A 5,225-nucleotide genomic window follows, 5' to 3' on the forward strand; every position below is an offset into this window, starting at 1 on the left:
TTCCCACGCGGAGCGTGGGAACGATCAGCCATCAATCGCGGTAAAACACTTGCACCAGGTGATACCCGAACTTGCTCTTGATCGGCCCATGAACCACCTTCACGGGCTTCTTGAAGATCACCGCATCAATCACCCCCACCATCTGCCCCGGCCGCACTTCACCCAAATCACCGCCGCGCTTGGCGGAAGGGCAGGTGGAGTACTTCTTGGCCAACACATCAAACGCTTCGCCCTTGGCAATACGCTGCTTGAGCTGTTCGGCTTCCTCACTGGTTTTCACCAGAATGTGACGGGCTTGGGCTTTCATTGATCGGTCCTGATGTGAAACGGCGCGCGATTATGCCTGAAGTCAGGCCTCTGAGCTGATCATGCTGCGGATTTTGTTGGCCAGCAGGTCAATCGAAAACGGCTTGGCCACCATGTCCATGCCTTCCTCCAGGAACCCCTGGCGCTCGGCGGCTTTCTCGGCGTAACCGGTCATGAACAGCACCTTCAGGTCCGGCCGGTGTTGCCGGGCGATTTCCGCCAGTTGCCTGCCGTTCATCCCCGGCAAGCCCACATCAGTCACCAGCAAATCCACGCGCAAGTCGGACTCCAGCAACGGCAGCGCCGCCCGTGCATCCGCCGCCTGGTGTGCGGTGTAGCCCAGTTCATCCAGCACATTCACCACCAGCATCCGCACTGCCGGGTCGTCCTCGACCACCACCACGGCTTCGCCTTCCAGCGCCACCGGGGCTTCGCCCTGGGTAGCGGGTGTGGTCCGCTCCAGTGCCGTGCCATGCAGGCGCGGCAGGTACAGGCGCACGCAGGTGCCCTGGCCCGGTTCGCTTTGGATGGTCACGTGGCCGCCGGATTGCTGTGCAAACCCATAGATCATCGACAGCCCAAGGCCGGTACCCTGGCCGATGGGCTTGGTGGTGAAGAACGGGTCGAAGGCCTTGGCGAGGATTTTCGCGGTCATGCCGGCGCCGTTGTCGCTCACGCCGAGCATCACATAGTCGCCGGCCTTGACCGGTTCCAGGGTGGTGATGTCGGTGCCGTCGAGGTAGCTGTTGGCGGTTTCGATGCACAATTGCCCACCGTCGGGCATCGCATCGCGGGCGTTGATCACCAGGTTGAGCAGGGCGTTTTCCAGCTGGCTGGCGTCGGTGTTCACTGGCCACACGTCGGTGCCCAGTTGCACCTTGAGTTCGATGTGCGCGCCCTTGGTGCGGCGGAACAGGTCTTCCAGGGACGCCACCAATTGATTCGGGTCGACCGGCTTGCGGTCCAGGGATTGGCGGCGGGAGAAGGCCAGCAGGCGATGGGTCAGCGCAGCGGCGCGATGGGCCGAGGATACGGCGGCGTCGGTGAAACGGCCGATCTCGTCGCTGCGCCCGGCGGCGATATAGCGTTGCATCAGGTCCAGGCTGCCGATGATCCCGGTGAGCATGTTGTTGAAGTCATGGGCGATGCCGCCGGTGAGCTGGCCGACCGCTTCCATCTTCTGGGCATGGCGCAGGGCGTCTTCGGCACGCTCGCGCTCGAACATCTCGTTTTGCAGGCGCTGGTTGGCTTCGGCCAGGGCCTGGGTGCGCTGGCTGACGCGCTCTTCGAGGTTTTCGTTGAGGTGGCGCAGGGCTTCTTCGGTCAGTTTGCGCTCGGTCTCGTCGATTACAAAAATATAGAAACCGTTGACTGAACCGTCAGCGCTGAAACGCGGCAGGTACTTCATCAGCGCGTGGCGTGGCCGCCCGTCATGGTGCGGGGTGACGGTGACAAAACTGCAGGCCTTGCCCTTGAGTGCCGCCTCGATCTTGTCGACGCGCCCGGCATAGATTTCGTCGCCCACGACTTCGCGGATGCTCTTGCCGTACAGCTCCTGCGGGGTCATGCCGTACCAGTCCAGGTAGGCACTGTTGTTCAGGCGAAAACGCTGCTCGTGGTCGACATAACCGATCAACACCGGCATGGCGTTGATGATCAGTTGCAGCTCGGTCTGGCTTTGGCGCAGGGCCTGTTCGGTGTGCTTGCGTTCGGTCAGGTCGAGGGCGGCGCCGAGAAAACGCGCCGGTCGGCCATGGTGGTCCTTGTAGCAGCGGCCACGGGCAAACACCCAGCGCACTTCGCCGTCGGCGCGCTGCAGGCGGTATTCCTCGGCGTACTCGGTGCCGTGGGTGATGCAGTGCTTGATGCTGCGGGCCACCATGCCACGGTCTTCGGGGTGCACGCCTTGCAGGTAGTCGCTGATGGGCAGCAGGTCGGCGTCGCACGGGTCAACACCGTGCAATTGGGCGAAATGGGCGTCGGCGATAAAGCGGTCTTCGCCGATATCCCAGTCCCAGGTGCCCACGGCATCGGTGGCGGCCAGGGCCAACTGCAGGCGCTGCTCGGTGTTGCGCTGGGCCTTGAGGCTGTTCTCGGTGCGCTGCTGCAGTTCCAGGGCGATGCGCCGGCGCTCGTTGGTTTCGATGGCGGTGATCAGGATCCCGGCGACCTCGCCACGCTCGTCGCGGATCGGGCTGTAGGTCAGGTCGAGCCAGATCTCGGTGTCGCGGTCGTTGCGCTGCAGGACGAAACGCTGCTCGGTGAAGGTGCGCACCTGGCCCATGAGGACGGCGCTGTAGATCGGGTCGGTAAACGGCTTGAGCTCAGGCCAGATCAGGTCAGCCGGTTGGCCGAAGGCGGCCGGGTGCTTGTTGCCGGCCAGCATCGCGAAGCCATCGTTGTAGATCTGGGTGAGTTCGGCGCCCCACAACAACAGCATCGGCATCGGTGAATGGATCACGATGTCCACGGCTGTACGGAGGCTTTGCGGCCAATCAATGGCGTCACCGAGGGGGCTTCGTGCCCAGTCCAGCCGCGCAATCAGTGCTGCGGCCTCGCTGCCGGTGGGTGATACGTTCATGTAAATGCCCTGCGCGTAACGCTTGAAGAATGACAAAAGCCGATTATCCCGCGACCCGGGGCCGGCTTTCCACCCTCGAAAAATAGCATGCTTGAGGGGTTTGTCTTCAAATGAGTGCTTAAAGGCTAAAACGTTTCATCTTTCTGCCAGCTCCGGGCGATCACGAAATTGCTCCAGCGCCTCGGGGTTGGCCAGTGCGTCGGTGTTCTTGACCGCCTCGCCATGCACCACGTTGCGCACCGCCAGCTCGACGATCTTGCCGCTGATGGTGCGCGGGATATCCGTCACCGCGAGGATCTTCGCCGGCACGTGGCGCGGCGTGGTGTTGGCGCGGATCACCTGGCGGATCTGCTGCTCCAGGCCGTCGTCCAGTTCGATGCCATCGTTGAGGCGCACAAACAGCACCACCCGCACGTCATCCTGCCAGCGTTGGCCGATGGCCAGGCTTTCCAGGACCTGAGGCACTTTTTCCACCTGGCGGTAGATCTCCGCGGTGCCGATGCGCACCCCTCCGGGGTTGAGCACCGCATCCGAGCGGCCATGGATCAGCAGGCTGCCATTGGGCCGCTGTTCGGCGTAGTCGCCCTGGGCCCACACGCCGGGGAACTGGCTGAAATACGAGGCCCGCAGTTTTTCCTGGTGCGGGTCATTCCACAGACCGATAGGCATTGCGGGGAAGTGCCGGGTGCACACCAGTTCGCCTTTTTCGCCCACCAGCGGGTGGCCCTGGTCGTCCCACACTTCGATAGCCATTGCCAGGCTCTTGCACTGCATCTCGCCACGGCGCACCGGCAGCACCGGGTTGCCGATCACGAAGCAGGACACGATATCGGTGCCACCCGACATCGACGACAGGCATAGCTCGGGCTTGATCTCGCGGTACGCGTAGTCGTAGCTCTGGGGCGACAGCGGGGAGCCGGTAGAAATCAGGCCCTTGAGGCTGCCCAGGTCATGGCTCAGCCGCGGTTGCAGCCCGGCCTTCTCCAGGGTGGCGAGGAACTTGGGGCTGGTGCCGAACACGCTGATTTTTTCCTGGTCGATCAGGTCCATCAGGCGTTCCGGCCCGGGGTGAAACGGCGAGCCGTCATACAGCACCGCCGTGGCGCCGATGGCCAGTACCGACACCAGCCAGTTCCACATCATCCAGCCGCAGGTGGTGTAGTAGAACAGGCAGTCGTCCCGCGACAGGTCGGCGTGCAGGCCGTGTTCCTTGAGGTGGGTGAGCAGCACGCCGCCGGTGCCGTGGATGATGCACTTGGGCACGCCGGTGGTGCCGCTGGAATAGAGGATGTACAGCGGATGATCGAAGGGCACGGCGACGAAATCGGGCTCACCGCCGGGGCTGTAGAAGTCGTTCCAGAGCGCGACGTTGGCCCGGGTCTGATACTCCTCGGGACGCGCCTGCGGGCGGGCATAGGGCACGATGATCAGCTGTTGCAGGGACGGCAGCCGTTCGAGGATTTCATTGAGCTTGCTGCTTTGGTCGATGAGCTTGCCGGCGTAGCGGTAACCGGCGCAGGTGATCAGCACCTTGGGTTCTATCTGGCCGAAGCGGTCGATCACGCCCTGGGTGCCGAAGTCCGGCGAGGAGCACGACCAGATGGCGCCGAGGCTGGTGGTGGCGAGCATGCCCACCAGGGTTTGCCAGGTGTTGGGCATGCACGCGGCCACCCGGTCCCCCACGCCCACGCCGGCCGCCCGCAGGCTGCGTTGCAGGCCGGCGACATGGCGGGCCAGTTCGGCGTAGGTCAGTTGCTCGCGCTGGCCGTCTTCGCTGATCGCGACCACGGCGGGGTGATCGTCGCGGCGGCGCAGCAGGTGTTCGGCAAAGTTCAGGGTAGCGCCGGGAAACCACTGGGCGCTGGGCATCTCGGCGTCTTCGATCAGCACCGCGCTGGGCGGCGTGCGGAACTGCACCTCAAAAAACTCGACAATCGACTGCCAGAAGTCCGGGCGCTGGTCGATGCTCCACTGGTGCAGGGCCGGGTAGTCGCTGATCTGCAAGGCATGGCGATCATTGATGAAGCGCCGGAACTGGTCCATCCGGGTGTTGTGGATGCGTTCGGGGGAGGGTTGCCAGAGTATTTCGGACATAAGGAAATCTCTTTTTTATTATCTGATCTATCTAACGACACCGATCAAAATGTGGGAGCGGGCTTGCTCGCGAAGCTTTTACCCCAACCTCACGGCCACTGACCAACCGCTCCAACGCCTCACCCAACCCCGAAGCCTTGTCACCAATCAGCAAGTGCCAAACCCCACTCTCAAGCTGGCTCACACCCTGGCAACCCAGCGCCGTCAGTTGAGATTCCGACAACACCGAACCATCCCCCAACTC

Annotated in this window: 2 protein-coding genes and 2 pseudogenes; all 4 read right to left on the reverse strand. The window is 63.2% G+C overall.

Annotation, left to right across the window (positions count from 1 at the left end; genetic code table 11):
* Positions 1–31: 31 nt before the first annotated feature.
* Positions 32–322: pseudogene (locus tag HX869_RS03775) on the reverse strand (peptidylprolyl isomerase); the annotation flags it as partial.
* Between the two features lie 27 nt (positions 323–349).
* Entirely contained in the window at positions 350–2,887 is a 2,538-nt protein-coding gene (locus HX869_RS03780; protein ID WP_177019447.1) for a PAS domain-containing protein, read from the reverse strand.
* Between the two features lie 135 nt (positions 2,888–3,022).
* Entirely contained in the window at positions 3,023–4,981 is a 1,959-nt protein-coding gene (locus HX869_RS03785) for an acetoacetate--CoA ligase (protein ID WP_178902758.1), read from the reverse strand.
* Between the two features lie 31 nt (positions 4,982–5,012).
* Positions 5,013–5,225: pseudogene (locus HX869_RS03790) on the reverse strand (hypothetical protein); the annotation flags it as partial.

The organism is Pseudomonas sp. P7779 (genome assembly GCF_013386315.1).
Taxonomy (GTDB): domain Bacteria; phylum Pseudomonadota; class Gammaproteobacteria; order Pseudomonadales; family Pseudomonadaceae; genus Aquipseudomonas.

Coding starts and splice junctions, on each gene's coding strand:
- HX869_RS03780 (WP_177019447.1), bottom strand. CDS start 2,887: ATGAACGTATCACCCACCGGCAGCGAGGCCGCAGCACTGATTGCGCGG.
- HX869_RS03785 (WP_178902758.1), bottom strand. CDS start 4,981: ATGTCCGAAATACTCTGGCAACCCTCCCCCGAACGCATCCACAACACC.